The following is a 19,024-nucleotide window of genomic DNA, read 5'->3' as shown; positions in this document are numbered from 1 at the left end:
TTGTCCGGCTCTTTGTATTAACTCTTTTTAGATGTCTTTTCCTTGGTAACTGTTTTTGCCTTTTTGTTATCTGATTTGAATAAGAAAAACAATACCTGGTCAAAACGTTTCTGCCATGCCTTTTCCACATGGGCTTCACCTTCAAATTTTTTGGTCGTCCAGTTGTCAGTAGTATAACCTTTGTTTTTCATCATGTTGTCTACACCTCGTTGATGCACACCATAGTACTGGTCAAGCGTTTTTGTACCATAGTCAAAATAAATTCGATGGTTTTCAGGTGAGGGCAGGTGCTCGTATAAATATTTCTTGAATGCTTCAGACATTTGTGAACGCGGAGCATCGGGTAACAGTGTCCAATGGGTGGAAAGGCAGGCTGCCTGACCAAAAATTTCGGGATATTCGCAAATGGCATATAATGAGATAAGAGCTCCCATAGAACTTCCGCAAATTGCCGTGCTTGCAGCTTCAGGTTTGGTTCTGTATTGCTTATCTATATATGGTTTTAATTCCTGAGTAATGAATTTCAGGTATTCGTCGCCTAAAAAATCAACACCATTAGGGTTTACGTCTTTTGTTGCCTTAGGAAATACAGCTTGGTCATTCTGAACAAAATTAAGAGAAGCCTTTTCGGGGAAATACTCCATATAACGGTTGTTTGTATTCCAGATGGCTACAATAATTACGGGTTGAATTTGATGGATAGCAGTAAGTCTTTCGGCAGTAACATCGGCTTCCCATGCGGTCTTATGAATAGATGTCTCGGGATTAAATACATTTTGTCCGTCCTGCATGTAAAGCACAGGATACCTTGTTTTGGTATTGGTGTCATAGCCATTAGGCAGCCAGATCTCTATGTTTCTGGACTGCACAAATTTTGACTTAAAGCTGTCAATCTTAACTATTTTTCCTTTGGGTTGGGACCAACAGCTAATGACCGCCAGCATAAGCAGCAGTTTAGTTAATAAAGCTTTCATTTAGTAGTTTAGTTTAAGACCCTAAATATAAAATAAATCCCGGTCATAAAGATTAATTTATAACCGGGATTATGTATTTATAACAGACTAATGCTTGAAAACTAAAATTATAACAGATTAAACCTGTATCACACCAAGGTTAAATGGTTTTTCGATAGGAGCGTGGTTAGCAGCTTCAATACCCATTGAGATCCATTTTCGGGTATCAAGCGGGTCGATTATGGCGTCTGTCCAAAGTCTTGATGCAGCATAGTATGGTGATACCTGAGCATCATATTTTGCTTTGATTTTGTCAAAAAGTTCAGCTTCTTTTTCAGGAGTTATCTCTTCTCCTCTTGCTTTAAGTGATGAAGCCTCTATCTGAAGTAATACTTTTGCTGCCTGAGTTCCACCCATTACGGCAAGTTCAGCACTTGGCCATGCAAAAATAAGTCTTGGGTCATAAGCTTTACCGCACATGGCGTAGTTTCCGGCACCGTAAGAGTTACCTACAACTACGGTAAACTTAGGTACTACCGAATTACTTACTGCATTTACCATTTTGGCACCATCTTTAATGATACCGCCATGCTCTGATTTAGAGCCTACCATAAATCCGGTAACATCCTGAAGGAATACTAGCGGAATTTTCTTCTGGTTACAATTGGCAATAAAACGGGTAGCCTTATCAGCACTGTCGGAATAGATTACGCCGCCAAATTGCATTTCGCCTTTTTTCGATTTTACCACCTTACGCTGGTTTGCTACTATTCCCACTGCCCAACCGTCTATACGCGCATAACCGGTAATAATGGTTTGACCGTATCCGGCTTTGTATTCTTCAAATTCGCTGTTGTCAACAAGGCGTTTGATGATTTCCATCATGTCGTACTGCTCCGAACGTAGTTTAGGCAGTACTCCATAGATTTCTTTTTCTTCTAATGCAGGTTTTTCCGCTTTTATACGGTTATAGCCAGCTTTGTCATAATCACCAATTTTGTCAACAATGTTCTTGATGGTATCAAGAGCGTCTTTATCATCTTTGGCTTTATAGTCGGTAACACCTGATATTTCGCAGTGTGTAGTAGCTCCTCCAAGGGTTTCATTGTCTATGCTTTCGCCAATGGCGGCCTTAACAAGGTAGCTTCCTGCAAGGAAGATGCTTCCTGTCTTGTCAACAATAAGGGCTTCATCACTCATTATCGGAAGGTAGGCACCGCCTGCAACACAGCTTCCCATAACGGCAGCGATCTGTGTAATTCCCATGCTGCTCATTATAGCATTGTTACGGAAAATACGGCCGAAATGTTCTTTGTCAGGAAAGATCTCATCCTGCATTGGCAAATATACACCGGCACTGTCTACAAGGTAGATGATTGGCAGGCGGTTCTCCATTGCAATTTCCTGGGCACGAAGGTTTTTCTTTCCTGTAATAGGAAACCATGCCCCCGCTTTAACGGTAGCGTCATTGGCTACTACGATACATTGTTTTCCACGGATGTAGCCTATTTTTATTACGACACCGCCGGATGGACATCCGCCATGTTCTTCATACATGCCGTCGCCTACAAATGCACCTATCTCTATGCTTTTACTGTCTTTGTCTAAAAGGTATTCAATTCGCTCGCGGGCTGTCATTTTGCCTTCGCTGTGTAGTTTTGCGATTCGTTTCTCACCGCCTCCAAGTTTTACTTTGGCAAGCTTCTGTTTGAATTCTGATAAAAGAAGTTTATTGTGGTCTTCGTTCTTATTGAAGTTAATATCCATAGTAATATGTATATTTGTGCGTTGTTTGTTATTTTTGAGGTGCTAAAATACGAAAACGTTTGATATTACAAGGAATTATTGAGAATCTGTTTAATTCTATATGTTAATAGATTCTTAAGATTAATAATCTCATGTTCATAATGGCTTAACGATTTCTTAACATTGGAAAAGTACATTTGCACCAGAAAAAAAACACGATATGGCATCTTTAAACAGTATCTTTCAATTTCTTGTACCAAAAGATAAGAAATTTTTCCCGCTTTTTGAGCAGGCAACATCAAACCTAGTAATTCTTGCTGAGACGCTTCATGAAGCTGTTAACGCTCCAAAAGAGCAAAGAGAAACTTATTTCAGGAAAATTGAAGAACTTGAAGCAATTATTGAAGAAATCGCTCACCAGACTAACCTTGAACTTAGCCGTAACTTTATCACTCCTTTTGACAGGGAAGATATCCACGCGCTAATCAGTGCAATTGACAATGTGGCTGACTACCTTTATGGTGCTGCTAACAGAATGAGATTGTATCAGGTTGATAAGATTACCAAGTCTATCCGTAAAATGACCGAGATTACCCTTGAGGGCTCTCAACTAATACATACTGCTGTTGCTGATCTTAAGGATATGAAAAACCTTAAAGGTATTTCTGATGCTTGTAAAAGGATAAATAAGCTTGAGAATAAGTCGGATAACGTATTTGATAAAGCTGTTGCCGATATTTTTGAGAACGAAACTGATGCTAAAAACATCATTAAATATAAAGAAGTGCTTTCTGCTCTTGAGTCTGCTTCAGACAAATGTAAAGGAGTAGCGAATGTATTAGAATCTATCGTTGTTAAGCATTCATAAGCTAACCACTTAAAAGCATTTCTAAAAATGGTATTACTTATAGTAATTATTGTATTGGCATTAGTCTTTGATTATATCAACGGATTTCACGATGCCGCAAACTCAATAGCTACCATCGTTGCTACTAAGGTGCTTACACCTTTTCAGGCCGTACTTTGGGCAGCTTTCTTTAACTTCCTGGCCTACTTTATTTCAAGGTATTGGGTAGGAGAGTTTAAAATTGGTAATACGATAGCTAAAACCGTTAGTGTTGATTTTATCACACTTGAGGTTATCCTTGCAGGACTTATAGCGGCTATTACCTGGAACCTTCTAACATGGAAACTTGGTATTCCATCGTCTTCTTCGCATACGCTTATCGGAGGATTTATGGGTGCTGCACTAGCGCACGCTTTTACAGTACCGGGAGCTGATATGAATACTGTAGTAAACTACGCTAAAGTTATTCCTATTATCCTTTTCATATTTGCTGCACCACTTATTGGTATGCTGGTAGCTTATCTTCTGACTATCATTATCCTCAATATATGCCGTAAAGCTGTACCATCTAAAGCAGAGAAATGGTTCAAGAGGTTACAATTGGTATCATCAGCATTATTCAGCCTTGGACATGGTGCAAACGATGCACAAAAGGTTATGGGTATCATTGGTGCTGCGGTAATTTATTATCATACTAAAATTGATATAGAAACGGCATATCTTACGGCTGAAGATCCTTTCAAATATTTTGTTTCTCACTACGAGTGGGTACCGCTAACGAGTTTCTTAATGATAGGTCTTGGTACTATGAGTGGTGGTTGGAAAATTGTTAAGACCATGGGGTCAAAAATTACTAAAGTAAATTCACTGGAAGGTGTTGCTGCCGAAACTGCCGGAGCGATTACACTTTATACTGCTGAGCATTTGGGTATTCCGGTATCAACAACACATACTATTACGGGTTCTATTATCGGGGTAGGTGTTACTAAAAGGGTGTCTGCAGTACGTTGGGGTGTAACCATCAGTCTTCTTTGGGCATGGATACTAACCATACCTGTATCGGCTGTACTTGCTGCAATTGTATATTATATCGTTTCGCTTTTTACATAACAGCAACGATTTACAGATAAAAAAGGCGGGCATAGAGTAATCTATGCCCGCCTTTTTCGTGTATAATTATGATATTCATATAATTACAAATCTGTTTTTGATGACTGTTTAATTTTTAGTTTTTAAAAATAGTAATCTGTCATTTTTGTGCTATCGATTGGTTGATTTATGCTATACTCTAACGTTTTAGTGAGTTAATTTTGAAATACAACAAATAAACGAAACACTATGAGTATAGCAAAACGTCCTGAATTTAAGGACAAATATGACAATTTTATCGGGGGTAAATTTGTGCCTCCTGTTAAAGGCGAGTACTTTGACAATGTATCTCCAATTGATGGTAAAGTGTTTGCTAAAGCGGCACGTTCTACTAAAGAAGATGTCGAACTGGCTCTTGATGCTGCCCACGAAGCATTTGAAACCTGGGGTAAAACATCTCCAGCGTACAGAAGCAGTGTTTTAAATAAGATTGCCGATGTTATGGAGGCTAATCTGGAATATCTTGCTACAGTTGAAGCTATTGATAACGGTAAGGCGATACGCGAAACCCTTGCAGCTGATTTACCGCTATGTATAGATCACTTCCGCTACTTTGCAGGTGTTATCCGTGCTGAAGAAGGTACGATTGCTGAACATGATGAAAATACTGTTAGTATTGTTCTTCATGAGCCAATAGGTGTAGTAGGGCAAATCATTCCCTGGAATTTTCCATTATTAATGGCTACCTGGAAAATTGCGCCGGCTATAGCTGCGGGTAACTGTACCGTAGTTAAAGCTGCCGAACAGACTCCTGTATCTATTATTGTACTAATGGAATTGCTTAAAGATATAATTCCTGCGGGTGTGGTAAATATAGTTAACGGTTTTGGGGTAGAAGCAGGTAAACCGCTTGCGACTTCGCCAAGAATTTCTAAAGTATCATTTACAGGTGAAACCACAACTGGCCGATTGATCATGCAGTATGCTGCTGAAAATATTATTCCCTCAACAATGGAGCTTGGTGGCAAGTCTCCAAACATTTTCTTTAAGTCGGTTGGCGATGCCGACGATGCGTTTTTTGATAAAGCAGTAGAAGGGGCGGTTATGTTTGCCCTTAATCAGGGTGAAGTATGTACCTGCCCTTCCCGTATGCTTGTTCATGAGGATATTTACGATAAGTTCATTGCCCGTGTGATTGAGCGTACAAAAGCTATTAAAACAGGTAATCCTCTTGATAAGACTGTAGCTATGGGAGCACAGGCTTCTAATGACCAGTACGAAAAAATTAGATCATACCTGAAGATAGGTAAGGAAGAAGGAGCCGAAGTACTAACCGGAGGAGATGTAAACAATCTTGGAGGTGAGCTTGAGGGTGGTTTCTATATTCAGCCAACCATCTTTAAGGGACATAATAAAATGAGGATTTTCCAGGAAGAAATCTTTGGTCCTGTGGTATGCGTTACGACCTTTAAAACGACCGAAGAAGCTCTTGAAATCGCTAACGATACACTTTACGGACTTGGTGCCGGAGTATGGACACGTGATGCACACGAGCTATATCAGGTGCCAAGAGCGATTAAAGCAGGTAGGGTGTGGGTAAATAATTATCATGCTTATCCGGCACATGCGCCGTTTGGAGGTTACAAGAAATCGGGCTTTGGCCGTGAGAACCACAAAATGATGCTGGAGCATTACAGACAAACCAAAAACATGCTTATCTCTTATGATAAAAATAAGTTAGGCTTCTTTTAGAATTTAAATTGTTTGGTGCAGGGCTGCTACATGGCAGCCCTGATTATTGTTAACGCTATTCTAAATCTAATATAATGTCAAATACAATGAAAGCGGCACGCTGGCATGCTGCAAATGATATCAGGGTCGAACAGACTGAGATACCTGTTGCCGGAAAAAAACAAGTTAAAATTGAAGTTCAGTTTACAGGAATATGTGGGTCAGATCTGCATGAATATACACATGGCCCTATGCTTATTCCTTTTGATAAACCCTATCCATTAAACGGGCATCAGGGGGTAACCACCCTTGGTCATGAGTTTTCAGGAATAGTAAGTGAAGTGGGAGAGGGTGTTACTAATGTAAAACCCGGAGACAGGGTTGTGGTAGAGCCTTTGTTTAAAAACCCTGAAAGTCCTTTTATCGCCAATGGTGAATATAATTTGTCTGAACCTCTTGGGTTTGTTGGATTAACTTCGAATGGTGGTTTTGCTAAATATACTGTTGTGGAAGACTACATGGTGCATAAAATTCCTGACACGATGAGTTTTGAACAGGGTGCATTAGTAGAGCCTGCCGCTGTAGCGGTTTATGCAGTACTACAAAGCGGATTAAAATTAGGAGATTCATGTGTTATTTTTGGTGCGGGCCCTATAGGTTTACTATGTGTTCAGGCAGCTATAGCAGCAGGTTCGCCTAATGTAATTGTAGTTGATGTGGCTGATAAACGCCTGGAGAAAGCAAAAGAAGTAGGAGCTACGCATATTATTAATGGTAAAAGCAAAGATATTCCTGCGCAGATAAAGAAACTAACCAATGGCGGAGCCGATGTGTTTTTAGATGCTGCAGGTGTACAGGCTACTTATGACAACGGGATAAAGAGTCTTAGAAACGGTGGAACCGCTGTGCTTGTTGCTTTGTTCGGTAAGCCTGTTACACATGATGCATTTGATCAGGTGGTAAGAGAGATTACGGTTAAGGGTATTATTGCTTACAGAAATATTTTTCCACAGGTAATACAGCTTATTGACTCAGGCAGGATGCCTGTTGAAAAACTGGTAACCCAAAAAATCAAACTTGATAATATTGTTGCCGATGGATTTGAAGCTTTGGTGTCAAACCCATCTCAGGTTAAAATACTTGTAGATATAAATGGATAACCAATAGCAGGGTCTCTAAATGGTCCTGCTTTAATTTTTTGTTCTATGTATAAAAGAATTGATTGTACGCCTCAGGCAGCAATGCTTATTGCAGAATTAAAAGGACGTTATGGGGCAATTATGTTTCATCAGAGTGGTGGTTGTTGCGATGGCTCACAGCCTATGTGTTTTGAGAAAGGTGACTTTAAGCTTGGATATAGCGATGTTTGTCTTGGTGTGATTGAAGATTGTGAGTTCTGGATGAGCAAAGACCAGTTTGAATACTGGAAACATACACATTTAACATTAAATGCTGTGGAAGGCAGAGGTGCCAGCTTTTCGCTTGAAATACCTTTAGGGAAAAGATTTATAATAGAATCAAGACTTTTTACAGAAGAAGAAGCAAAAGACCTTGAGCCTTTAAAATATCTTGAAGATTAGCCTACCTGTAACAGCTGGTATTGTTTAGGTGTAATGCCCTCGTATTTCTTAAACAATCGGATAAAATAGTTGCAGTCATCAAAGCCTGCCATATAACATACCTCGTTAATCTGGATACCCGGATTTTTAAGCAGTTTCTTAGCCTGCTTAATTTTTTCATTCAATATAAATTCTATTGGGCTCATGCCCAGTTCCCTTTTAAAATAACGATAAAAACTCGTTGTGCTCATACAAGCCTTTTCGCTTAGTTCTTTAAGGCTGATGTTGGAGGTTATGTTCTTACGGATATAATCGGTAATGGCATAAATGGCACTATCGGTGTCAATTGTGGTTGGGCTGTCAATACGTTGTGCGGTTTGTGTCTGAATAATGCGGATAAGCAATTCCTGAAGAGCAAGGTCGGCAAGTGCATCTTTAGTTACCGAAAAGCTCATGCATTCGCGGATAAGCTTGTTTATGGTTGTGGCGAGTTCGGTGTTATTATAAAAGAAATAATTTTCATGGTTAAGCTTCCATAACTCATCTTCTTTAGGGTATCGTTCGTTAAGGAAATCAAGCGTATCGCTTATTTTATGATGGTCTATGGCAAGAGCCAGGCATTGTGTAGGATTAGCTGTTGATGCTTCAGGAAAGTCAATTTTCATCTCTACATTGCCGGGAACAATTACCGTTTCACCGGGAAGATAGTCAAACCCCGGATTATCGAACAGATGCATTACTTTTTTGCCTCTAAGCATACTGGTAACTACAAGGTCGTTGAACTTTAAAGGTACCAGCAATGATTCCTGATAGGTTTCAAACAAGTTTAGTTCGCAATTTTCAAGCGAATATACAGTTCTGTTTTCTACAAGGGTCTTTAGCGATTTTTCAACAGTTAAAGACGGTGTTTGAAGCAATGTCCTGCGGTTATTCATATCTGGTATTCTTAAGGAGCCCTTAAGTTACGGATATAAAATGATTTGACGAAATTTTAGGAGTTTAATTCTGCTACGGCTTCAATGTCGGTTACGGTACGGTATTTAAGAGGGATAGATACTATAAATGTAGTTCCTTTGTCTTTACCCGGGCTCATGGCATAAATGTTTCCTCGGTGCAGTTCGACAAATGATTTCGTGATCGATAGTCCTAAACCATTAGAGGTTTCTCTTCCCGTAGGCTTAGAACTCAATTTGGCAAACTTGGTGAACAGTTTCTGGATATCTTCAAAATTTAGTCCTTGTCCTTCGTCTTTTACCTCAATATGCAAATAGTTTCCGGCTTCGCGGGCGGCAACTCTTATTGTGGTATCGTAATAAGAATATTTGATGGCGTTGCTCAGTAGGTTGTGTAGTACATCCGACATTTTAGATCGGTCGCCTTCTACAATCAGGTTTTCATCACAGTTGAGTTCAATAACTTGTCTTTTACGGTTGGCTAAAAGCTCAAAATTGTTAAGCAATCGTACAAACATCTCCTTAATATTGATTTCTTCAATATTAAGCACAAGGTCTTTTTCTTCTAACTCTGATTGAGTAAGCAGGTTGGCAAGCCTTTTTTGCATCATTTGAACCGATGATTTTATCATATCGGTCATGCGTTCAGCGCTGTTTATATCCTTTCGGATGATATCATTGGCAAGATTTATGGAGGCTAACGGGTTTTTAATCTCATGAAGCGCAATGTTCATCAGGTTGATTTGCGATTCAATTGATTTTCGGTAGCGGAGCCTGTTTTCAAGTTTGTCAACAATCAGTTTAGATAATGTTTTTAGCATATCTAACTGTAGGTTTGTTGCTTCACGCGGAACTTCGTCGGTTACCGATATTACACCTACTGTATAACCTTCTGGCGATTTTATAGGAACACCTGCATAAAAACGTACGCCATTATCCGGTTTTACATAAGTATGGTTGCGAAGCTCTGAATGCTTTTTTGTATCATTAAATACCGTTACCGAATCGTTTAGCAGGGTAGTATAAGAAAGAGTACCTTCTTTTGGAACTTCGTTTATATCCAGTGAGCTTAGGTTAGATTTAAGAAAAGCCCTCCTGTCATCTATAAAGGTAATAAAAGCGTTGGGACAGCTAAAAACCTGAGAAGCCATAAGGGATATCTTATCAAAAGTATCTTCGGAATGTGTATCCATTATCTGATAATCCCTAAGCTTTTCGAGTCTAAGGTCTTCGGTGTTTGGTGTGTAATAAACAGGCTTTTTTAAGCTCATAGGTGTGAGTAACCAAAATTTTAGGTTAGCGTTCTTCTTTTTTGGTACTGTGAAAGTACAACTAAATCTTCCCAATAAAGTGTTAAAAGCTAATCTTGTAACAAATCCTGCACTATTTCATAAACTCAAAGGACACTAAAAAGAAAAACCCCTGATATTATATCAAGGGTTTGTGTGTAAAAAGTTTCAAAGTTCCAAAGTCACAAAGCTTTAATTTTGAACACTGAACACTGAACACTGAACACTGAAGTTCTTTAGCTCTTCTCTTCTTCTTTTTGTCCCATCATCATCAGATAGGCTTTCAGGAATTCGTCGATTTCGCCATTCATTACACCGTCGACATCGCTGGTTTCATATTGTGTACGAACGTCTTTTACCAGTTTATAAGGGTGCATTACGTAGTTACGAATTTGCGAGCCCCATTCAATCTTCATTTTATTGGCCTCGATTTCATCACGCATTGCCTGACGTTTTTTAAGCTCGATTTCGTATAACTGAGACTTTAAGAGCTGCATGGCTTTAGTCTTGTTGTCAAGCTGCGAACGCGTTTCGGAGTTTTCAATAATAATTCCGGTAGGGTGGTGGCGTAGTCGTACCGCTGTTTCTACCTTGTTTACATTTTGCCCTCCTGCACCGCTCGAACGCATGGTTTCCCATGAAATATCGGAAGGGCTAATCTCAATCTCAATAGTATCATCGGCAAGAGGATACACATATACGGATGCAAATGATGTATGGCGTTTGGCATTACTGTCAAAAGGAGAGATACGCACCAGTCTGTGAACGCCGTTTTCACCTTTCAGGTAACCAAAAGAGTAGTCGCCTTCAAACTCAAGGGTTACGGTTTTAATACCGGCAACCTCGCCTTCCTGATAGTTAAGCTCCTTGACCTTGTAGCCTTCTTTTTCGCCCCACATAATATACATACGCATAAGCATCGACGCCCAGTCGCAGCTTTCGGTACCACCGGCACCGGCAGTAATTTGCAGCACGGCACTCATGGCATCACCTTCGTCAGAAAGCATGTTCTTAAACTCAAGGTTCTCTATATGAGTAAGGGTAAGCGCATACTGGTTGTCGAGTTCTTCCTCGGTAGCATCGCCATCCTTAAAAAATTCGTAGATGATCTGAAGTTCTTCGGCCATGGCATTGCCTTTTTCGTAGTCTTCTACCCACTTTTTCTTAGAACGCAGGTTTTTTACAATGATTTCGGCTTCTTTGGCGTTATTCCAAAAATCAGGGGCAAAGGTCTTCTCTTCTTCGTTGGTTATCTCAATTAACTTCCTGTCGATGTCAAAGATACCTCCTCAGCGCACCAAGGCGCTCTATAATACCTTTAATTTGTTCGGTATTTGTCATAAATAATGTAGTTTTGTATTAAGCAAAAATAAGCTATCCTTTTCAATAATATGGAAATAAATTTAGTAAGTGACACGGTAACCCGTCCGGGACATGAAATGCTTCAGCAAATGTTCAGGGCAAAAGTGGGCGATGATGTTTATAAGCAGGATCCTACCGTTGTACAGCTTGAGGAAACCGTAGCCGACCTTTTTGGTATGGAGGCTGCATTGTTTTTTCCTTCGGGCACCATGGCCAATCAGACAGCAATAAAACTACATACAAACCCTGGCGATGAACTTATCTGTGATAAATGGTCGCACGTTTTTAATTACGAAGGTGGCGGTATAGCCTTTAATAGTGGCGTTTCGAGCCAACTTATAGATGGCGACAGGGGCATGATCACTGCAAATCAGGTGCTTGATGCGATCAATCCGCCTGATTTTTACCACAGCCCACTAACAAGCCTTGTGTGTATTGAAAATACCACCAACAAAGGCGGAGGTGCCTGTTATGACCTGCAAACGCTTATGGAGATCAGCGAGGTTTGTAAAACGAATAAATTGGGCTATCACCTAGATGGTGCCCGTTTGTGGAATGCTTTGGTAGCCAAAAAGCAACATCCTAAACAATTTGGAAGTATGTTTGATACTATTTCTGTTTGTTTGTCTAAAGGATTAGGTGCGCCGGTGGGTTCGTTACTTTTAGGTAAGCAGGAGCATATCAATAAAGCAATACGTATACGTAAAGTATTTGGCGGAGGAATGCGCCAGGCGGGATATCTTGCTGCAGCAGGACTGTATGCATTGCAAAATAACGTTAGCCGTCTTGAAGAAGACCATCGCAGGGCACGACAGCTGGGGAATTTCCTTCAGCAATTACCATGGGTAGATAAAGTAGAACCGGTAGAAACCAATATACTGATCTTTTCTCTTAAACCACAATACAGCGAAGCTGCCCTTATGGAAAAGCTAAAGCAAAAAAGCATATTCATCAGTTCATTAGGTAAAGGAAAACTGCGAATTGTTACACATCTTGACTATAAAGAGGTAATGCATAACTATGTTATTGAGACCTTGCAGAAGCTTACTTTTTAAGTTATTATTTCTGTCATTCCGGTCGAAATGACAATGTGAACTAAGAAAGTCTTAAAGTTTGGGAGGCTAAACTTTAAGACTTTTATTTTATTTATCAGGTTCAGATAGTTTTCTTTCAGCTGATGAGCTAATTATTTGATTCCGATATTTTTCCTGAAAAACTTCCAGATTAGTAACAGGATTGGTTTTACTGAAATCAAGTGTATATCGTCCTGCAAGTTCTCCAAGTTTATCTGCAATTTCGGAAACATAAATATTTACGACTCCATTCTGTGGTATTCGTTTTATAAAAACCTTATTGGTGAAATCCCAGGCAACTTTTTCAATAGAATAAAAATATTTGATGTTGAGTGTTTTGTCAATTTTAAAATATCTGTAAACTATAGCATCGTATATTTTATCGCTGCTGATGGCTTCTTTAATTGCTATTTCAGGATTTCCGTCATTGTTAATATCTTCTGTTAACATTGAATGGAACATAACAGAATTTAGATTTGAGCTGTGGGTAACACTCATGTTCTCAATAAGGCTTCTTCTGAAATGGTATAAATTGGTGCTACCTGCATTACCTAGTGTGCAAAAACCTATATAATTATAGGGGTGTGTCCTGGGACGTTGTACCATAATAAATATATTTATCCCGTTTTTTGTAGTTATTTTAATTTTATCGTCGCTATTTGCATAAATAGAGTCGGTGTTAAGTGTTATTGTTGGGATAGCTGTTGTTTTTTTTGAAACCTTTTTTTGTCCGAGACAGGAATACTGGCTAATTACAAGTATAATTATTAGTACTCGTAACTTTGTGTTGGTTGGCTGCATCTAGTAAAGTCAATTGATATTTTTCAAAAATAAATAAAAAAGCACGGACTTACTCCGTGCTCACTATTTAAATCTTTCAATTTTAAATCATTAAATAAGCCTTCGGCTTATTTAAACATTCCGTCAAGTCCTGGAATATTCGGCATGCCGTCTTTGGCAACAGCACCAAGCTCGGCTTCGTTTACGTTCGTGGCTTTTGCAATGGCTTTGTTCATAACCAATACAAGGTAATCTTCAAGTTGTTCTTTATCTTCCAAAAGAGAATCGTCAACAGTAACCGATTTAAGCGTACGATTAGCCGTCATAGTCACTTTTAGCAGTCCATCATTGCTTTGCTCGTCGATAAGGACAGTATCAAGCCTTTTTTTAGTCTCTTCAATTTTTTGCTGGGTTTCTTTAAGTTTACCCATCATTCCCATGATATCTCCAAACATTTTTGTGAATTTTATTATATGATTATATTGCAAAAGTATTAAATTGCAGAGTTATATGCTAACCAAAAAATCAAATGAAAAAACACTTACTTATAAGTTGTGTTTGTCTTACTTTTGCAGCGAATGCGCAATCTAATAAAACTAAAATGACTGAGACCATTTCTCCCCCTTTGGCAGCTGTTAAACCGAAGACACTTGAAAAGCATGGGGATGTAAGAACTGATAACTATTACTGGCTTAATGAAAGGGAAAACCCCGAAGTGATAGATTATCTGAATAAAGAGAACGCCTATTATAATGCAATGACCGCCGATCAGAAACAGTTCCAGAAGGATTTGTTCGAAGAAATGAAAGGTAGGATCAAAGAAGACGATTCATCAGTACCTTATTTCTACAACGGCTATTACTACATTACCCGTTACGAAAAAGGAAAAGATTACCCTATTTATACCCGTAAGAAAGGTAGCCTTGAGGCTAAGGAAGAACTACTTTTTGACTGTAATGAAATGGCAAAAGGACATTCTTACTTTCAGTTGGGTGGACTTAACATTAGTGAGGATAACAAATGGGTAGCCTTTGGTGTAGATACTGTTTCGAGAAGGCAGTATACCATTCAGGTGAAGAATCTTGTAACGAACGAGATACTTCCGTTTAAAATTGAGAATACTACAGGCGGTTCTACATGGGCCGGCGATAACAATACGCTTTTCTATACCAGAAAAGATCCTACTACACTTCGTTCAGATAAGATCTATAAGCACAAGCTTAACGGAGATGTAAACGACGATGTACTGGTGTATCATGAAAAAGATGACACCTACAGTACTTTCATCTACAAAGAGAAATCTAAAAAATACCTTGTTATAGGTTCAAGCAGCACGCTTACAACCGAATACCGCACGCTGGATGCCAAAAAGCCTGATGGCGAATTTGTAATCTTCCAGAAAAGAACGCGTGAGCTGGAGTACAGCATTTCGCATTACGGAGACAAATGGTACATTGTTACCAATAAGGATAAGGCAACCAACTTTAAGCTGATGACTACGCCGGAAGGTAAAACCGGTAAAGAGAACTGGAAAGACCTTATACCACATCGTAAAGACGTGCTTCTTGAAGACATTGAGATATTTAAAAACTTCCTGGTTATCGGGGAGCGTGAAAACGGACTGAATACTATCAGGATTCGTCCGTGGGATGGAAAAGGGGAGTACTACCTACCGTTCAACAGCGAAACCTACACTGCAGGTATCTCAACCAATCCTGATTTTGATACTGATATAGTTCGTTACAGCTACCAGTCGATGGCTACACCTTCTTCTGTAATTGACTTTAACATGAAGACCAAAGAGAAAACCGTGCTTAAAGAGCAGGCGGTTCTTGGCGGTAAATTCGATAAAAATAATTATACCGAAGAAAGGGTATGGGCTACGGCCGCCGATGGTACTAAAGTGCCTATCTCTATGGTATACCGCAAGGGTATCGTAAAAGATGGGAAAAACCCATTGTTGCTTTATGCTTACGGTTCGTATGGTTCTTCTATGGATCCGTATTTCTCTTCAATAAGGCTTAGTCTTTTAGACCGCGGTTTTATTTATGCAATCGCTCATATAAGGGGTGGGGAAGATCTTGGTCGAGAGTGGTATGAAGATGGAAAACTACTTAAGAAAAAGAATACGTTTACTGATTTTGTAGACTGCTCTAAATATGTGATTGACCAGAAATATACATCTGAAGCGCATTTGTATGCCGAGGGTGGTTCTGCCGGAGGGTTGCTTATGGGGGCTATTATAAACATGGCGCCACAACTGTACCATGGTGTTATTGCCCAAGTACCTTTTGTAGATGTGGTAACAACCATGCTTGATGACAGTATTCCGCTTACAACAGGGGAATATGACGAATGGGGTAACCCGAACGACAAAGAGTACTACGATTACATGAAATCATACTCTCCTTACGATAATATCACAGCCCAAAACTACCCGAATATGCTTGTAACTACAGGTCTTCACGATTCTCAGGTGCAATACTGGGAACCGGCTAAATGGGTAGCAAAACTTAGGGTTACCAAAACAGGAAACAACCTTTTATATCTGGATACCAATATGGAAGCCGGTCACGGTGGGGCTTCCGGAAGATTTGAGGCACTTAAAGAGGTTGCCAAAGAATACAGTTTTTTACTAGATTTAGAAGGAATTAAAAAGTAATTAAATTTTTTTTGTTAGATTTGCAAGGTTTTGAGGTCAATAAACTTTGTAGCAGTTTACCTTACTAACTTAATTTTTATGAAAGACGAGATAAAAGCCTATAATAATGTGTTGGAATTGATTGGGAACACACCACTAATTAAACTCAACAAAGTTACTGAAGGATTACAAGGAAATTTTTACGCCAAAGTAGAAGCTTTTAATCCGGGCCATTCCACAAAAGACAGGATTGCACTATACATCATCGAGGAAGCAGAGCGAAAAGGTATCCTTAAACCGGGAGACACCATAATCGAAACTACTTCGGGAAATACAGGCTTCAGTCTGGCAATGGTAAGCATTATTAAAGGATATGACTGTATATTGGCAGTAAGTTCTAAATCATCAAAAGATAAAATTGATATGCTTCGTGCAATGGGCGCAAAAGTATATGTTTGTCCTGCAAACGTATCTGCCGATGATGCACGTTCATACTACAGCGTAGCAAAAAGGCTTCACGAAGAAATAAAAGGTTCGGTGTACATCAACCAGTATTTCAATGACCTTAACGTAGACGCACACTACAATAGCACGGGACCTGAAATATGGGAACAAACAAACGGTAAGATTACACACCTTATCGCGTGCAGCGGAACAGGAGGTACTATTTCAGGTGCAGCACGTTTCCTAAAAGAAAAAAATCCAAACATTAAGATATTAGGTGTAGATGCTTACGGTTCGGTACTTAAAAAGTATCATGAAACCAGAGAGTTCGACAGCGAGGAGATCTATCCATACAGAATAGAAGGACTTGGTAAGAACCTTATACCAACGGCTACTGACTTTGATGTTATCGATAAGTTCATAAAAGTATCAGACGAAGACAGTGCACATTCAGCAAGGCATATTGCCAAAACAGAAGGCCTTTTTGTAGGATACACCAGCGGAGCTACTTTCCAGGCAGCAAAACAATATGATGAGGCAGGAGAGTTTGACGAGAACAGCAACATCGTTCTTATCTTCCCTGACCACGGATCTCGTTACATGAGTAAAGTATTCAGTGATGAGTGGATGAATGAGCAGGGCTTCTTTGACAGTGTTAATGCTGAAGAAGCACAAAAAATAGAATTCATTAAATAATCCAAAGATTATTGTAGATATAAAAAGCCTCCGGTACTGCCGGAGGTTTTTGTTTTATGGTAAATCTTCATTAACCTGAACAGACACACCCTGGCCCCTTCCGCCCCGGCAGAGGGAACTAGTTTCACTCGGTTGTCAGTAACAGAGGAGAGCATGAGCAAGAGTTCCCCTCTTGAGAGGAGTGTGTTAATATCAAAAGTAAATGTTTAAGTCTGCAAGGTATTAAACAACCCAACCCTTAAGCCTGGCTTTAGCTATGTTTATCCTATGTTACTACATATAAAAAACATATGTTATATATTGCTGATTATCAATGTGTAAATTATAAAGCAATGTTTTTTTTGCTTAACCATTTGCTTAACTAAAAATGCTAATATACACTTTATCAGCAAGATATGGTTTTAAGGTTTAAAAGCACTTAGTACTCTTTCTGCCAGTCGTACCTCATTACCTTTTGCCTGATTTGCTGATGTCTTTCAACTGTTTTTGGTTTTGTAGTACGACCTATATAAAGATATTCTAACTAATATCTACTAATTAGGTTTCCCAAAAAGAAAATTAAATAAGTCTCCAAGAAAAAATTACCCAAAAAAGTCCAACATAAGTGTTGGAGACATTTTGGTTTGATTTTTCTTTTCTCTTTTTTCTTTTTTTTGAGAGGTTTAATGGGAATGCTGAAAACGGAAAACGGCTCACTCCTGCACAGGCACACCCGGGGGGCGCGGCAAAGTCAAAAAAAAGTCCCGGCTTGTAGCTCCGGGACTCGTTTTGTTTTGAACTAACTCAAATTATGTGAAGACTTTACAAAGTTAGATTCACAGTTTTACAGAAGCAATACCTATAAATGGGGATTTTGATATAAAAAAAACCTCCGCTGCCCGGCGGAGGTTTTACCCAAAATTAACAACCTAAACCAATTCATTCCCAACTGAAGCTCCCATTGCCCATGTACTTCAGGTCGGTTTCTTGCGGCTGGCCGGCAAAAGCAATTGTTCCATTGCCCGCTATTCTGCCTTTAAGGGCATAAGAGCTGTTTACTTTAGCATCTCCCGATCCTGAGATTGCTGCCGTTACCTGCCTTGCCGATAGGTCGTATGCGTTTACCGTGCCGGCTCCTACAATTTTGCATTCAAATTGTTTTGCCGTACCATCAATTTTTATGTCTCCCGAGCCCAATACCCAGGCAATAAGTTCATTTTGATCTGTTGTAATGTCTATGTGCCCCGGTCCGTCAAGCATTACTTTAAGTTTGTGTCCTTTAAGCGTACCTTTCGAAGTAATCGTGCCACAACCGTTCAGTGCTATATTATCCAGTAATTTATAAGGTACCTTTATTGTCACTTTGTTATTACGGCTCGGTTTTATGGTCTTGTTACTATGTGTTGCGATAATGAGCGTGCCATTATTTACTTGGGTGTCAATAATCTGAAGTATATTTTCGTCGCCTTCAAGGCTTATTTTTCCGGTATCTCCCGAAGTGAGGGATACCTGGAATGATCCTGTTACCGATATCTTCGAAAAATCGCTGATATCGCGTTTCTGTTTAACTATTTTTCCATTCCCTACTACAGTAATCTTATTTTCCTGTGCAGTTAGTGTAAGGGCAAAAAATAGTCCTGCTACAAGTAATGCGGCTTTTTTCATGGTGATTCGTTTTTTGATTTCCACAGACGTGGAATGATTGATTTTTGATGATTGATATTCCTGCCCGGCAGCAGGGTTTAATAACTGTTTTAAAACCTGTGATGAGCAGGCTGCCTGATGAGGGCGATTGGTTTTTTTATCCGCCAATGGCGAGACAAGTTGATGATTGAACTCCTGCCTGATTAGGGCAGTGTGCCTTTCTGTGATGAGCAGTTGG

Annotated in this window: 16 protein-coding genes; 8 read left to right on the top strand and 8 right to left on the bottom strand. The window is 39.4% G+C overall.

Annotation, left to right across the window (positions count from 1 at the left end; genetic code table 11):
• Positions 1–17 precede the first annotated feature (17 nt).
• Positions 18–974, bottom strand: a complete 957-nt coding sequence (locus tag ACFSR3_RS16555) for an alpha/beta hydrolase (RefSeq protein WP_379822577.1) — start codon at positions 972–974, stop codon at positions 18–20.
• Between the two features lie 117 nt (positions 975–1,091).
• A complete protein-coding gene (locus tag ACFSR3_RS16550; protein WP_379822576.1) occupies positions 1,092–2,720 on the bottom strand; it encodes an acyl-CoA carboxylase subunit beta in 1,629 nt (542 codons plus the stop codon).
• Positions 2,721–2,919: 199 nt separating this feature from the next.
• On the opposite strand from ACFSR3_RS16550, the gene ACFSR3_RS16545 reads away from it, so the two are divergent.
• The 5 genes from ACFSR3_RS16545 to ACFSR3_RS16525 all read left to right on the top strand — a co-directional run bounded on the left by ACFSR3_RS16545 (position 2,920) and on the right by ACFSR3_RS16525 (position 7,946).
• Positions 2,920–3,567: a DUF47 domain-containing protein gene (locus ACFSR3_RS16545; RefSeq protein WP_379822574.1), complete on the top strand. Its 648-nt coding sequence runs from the start codon at positions 2,920–2,922 to the stop codon at positions 3,565–3,567.
• A gap of 27 nt (positions 3,568–3,594) precedes the next feature.
• Positions 3,595–4,656 carry an inorganic phosphate transporter gene (locus ACFSR3_RS16540; protein WP_379822572.1) on the top strand — a complete coding sequence of 354 codons (1,062 nt, stop codon included), beginning with the start codon at positions 3,595–3,597 and terminating at the stop codon, positions 4,654–4,656.
• A 228-nt stretch (positions 4,657–4,884) separates the two neighbouring features.
• Positions 4,885–6,387 (top strand): aldehyde dehydrogenase family protein, encoded by a 1,503-nt coding sequence (locus tag ACFSR3_RS16535; RefSeq protein ID WP_379822570.1) that lies wholly within the window; start codon positions 4,885–4,887, stop codon positions 6,385–6,387.
• A 74-nt stretch (positions 6,388–6,461) separates the two neighbouring features.
• Positions 6,462–7,526: a 2,3-butanediol dehydrogenase gene (locus ACFSR3_RS16530; RefSeq protein WP_379822569.1), complete on the top strand. Its 1,065-nt coding sequence runs from the start codon at positions 6,462–6,464 to the stop codon at positions 7,524–7,526.
• A gap of 45 nt (positions 7,527–7,571) precedes the next feature.
• On the top strand, positions 7,572–7,946 hold the full coding sequence (locus tag ACFSR3_RS16525; protein WP_379822567.1) for a DUF779 domain-containing protein: 375 nt from the start codon (positions 7,572–7,574) through the stop codon (positions 7,944–7,946).
• Here ACFSR3_RS16525 and ACFSR3_RS16520 read toward each other — a convergent pair.
• From ACFSR3_RS16520 to prfB, 3 genes are all read right to left on the bottom strand, one after another.
• Complete coding sequence (locus ACFSR3_RS16520) at positions 7,943–8,860, bottom strand: AraC family transcriptional regulator (RefSeq protein WP_379822566.1); 918 nt, start codon at positions 8,858–8,860, stop codon at positions 7,943–7,945. The two genes, ACFSR3_RS16525 and ACFSR3_RS16520, sit on opposite strands and share 4 nt — an antisense overlap.
• A gap of 56 nt (positions 8,861–8,916) precedes the next feature.
• The gene (locus tag ACFSR3_RS16515; protein WP_379822565.1) at positions 8,917–10,149 is read right to left on the bottom strand and encodes a GAF domain-containing sensor histidine kinase; all 1,233 of its coding nucleotides are present in this window, start codon (positions 10,147–10,149) and stop codon (positions 8,917–8,919) included.
• Between the two features lie 254 nt (positions 10,150–10,403).
• Positions 10,404–11,508 (bottom strand): peptide chain release factor 2 gene (gene prfB, locus ACFSR3_RS16510; protein WP_379822563.1). Its coding sequence is split into 2 segments (ribosomal slippage): positions 10,404–11,444 and positions 11,446–11,508, totalling 1,104 coding nucleotides; the frame shifts between segments, so codons are not numbered across the junction.
• 50 nt (positions 11,509–11,558) lie between these two features.
• Between prfB and ACFSR3_RS16505 the strand changes: the two genes are divergently transcribed.
• On the top strand, positions 11,559–12,584 hold the full coding sequence (locus ACFSR3_RS16505) for a threonine aldolase family protein (RefSeq protein ID WP_169520487.1): 1,026 nt from the start codon (positions 11,559–11,561) through the stop codon (positions 12,582–12,584).
• An 87-nt stretch (positions 12,585–12,671) separates the two neighbouring features.
• Here ACFSR3_RS16505 and ACFSR3_RS16500 read toward each other — a convergent pair whose 3' ends face one another.
• Both ACFSR3_RS16500 and ACFSR3_RS16495 read right to left on the bottom strand, forming a co-directional pair.
• Positions 12,672–13,208, bottom strand: a complete 537-nt coding sequence (locus tag ACFSR3_RS16500) for a hypothetical protein (protein WP_379822561.1) — start codon at positions 13,206–13,208, stop codon at positions 12,672–12,674.
• A gap of 302 nt (positions 13,209–13,510) precedes the next feature.
• Entirely contained in the window at positions 13,511–13,837 is a 327-nt protein-coding gene (locus ACFSR3_RS16495) for a YbaB/EbfC family nucleoid-associated protein (protein ID WP_169520491.1), read from the bottom strand.
• A gap of 74 nt (positions 13,838–13,911) precedes the next feature.
• On the opposite strand from ACFSR3_RS16495, the gene ACFSR3_RS16490 reads away from it, so the two are divergent.
• Together ACFSR3_RS16490 and ACFSR3_RS16485 are read left to right on the top strand one after the other, a co-directional pair.
• Entirely contained in the window at positions 13,912–16,044 is a 2,133-nt protein-coding gene (locus ACFSR3_RS16490) for a S9 family peptidase (protein WP_379822559.1), read from the top strand.
• Positions 16,045–16,122: 78 nt separating this feature from the next.
• Complete coding sequence (locus tag ACFSR3_RS16485; RefSeq protein WP_379822558.1) at positions 16,123–17,163, top strand: PLP-dependent cysteine synthase family protein; 1,041 nt, start codon at positions 16,123–16,125, stop codon at positions 17,161–17,163.
• A gap of 918 nt (positions 17,164–18,081) precedes the next feature.
• On the opposite strand, the gene ACFSR3_RS16480 is transcribed toward ACFSR3_RS16485, so the two are convergent.
• Positions 18,082–18,954 carry a head GIN domain-containing protein gene (locus ACFSR3_RS16480; RefSeq protein ID WP_379822557.1) on the bottom strand — a complete coding sequence of 291 codons (873 nt, stop codon included), beginning with the start codon at positions 18,952–18,954 and terminating at the stop codon, positions 18,082–18,084.
• Positions 18,955–19,024 lie beyond the last annotated feature (70 nt).

It is taken from the genome of Flavobacterium suzhouense (assembly GCF_042684765.1).
Classification (GTDB): Bacteria; Bacteroidota; Bacteroidia; order Flavobacteriales; family Flavobacteriaceae; genus Flavobacterium; species Flavobacterium suzhouense.
The sequence above is the reverse complement of the archived record's forward strand: the minus strand, read 5'-3'. Positions and strand labels throughout refer to the sequence as shown.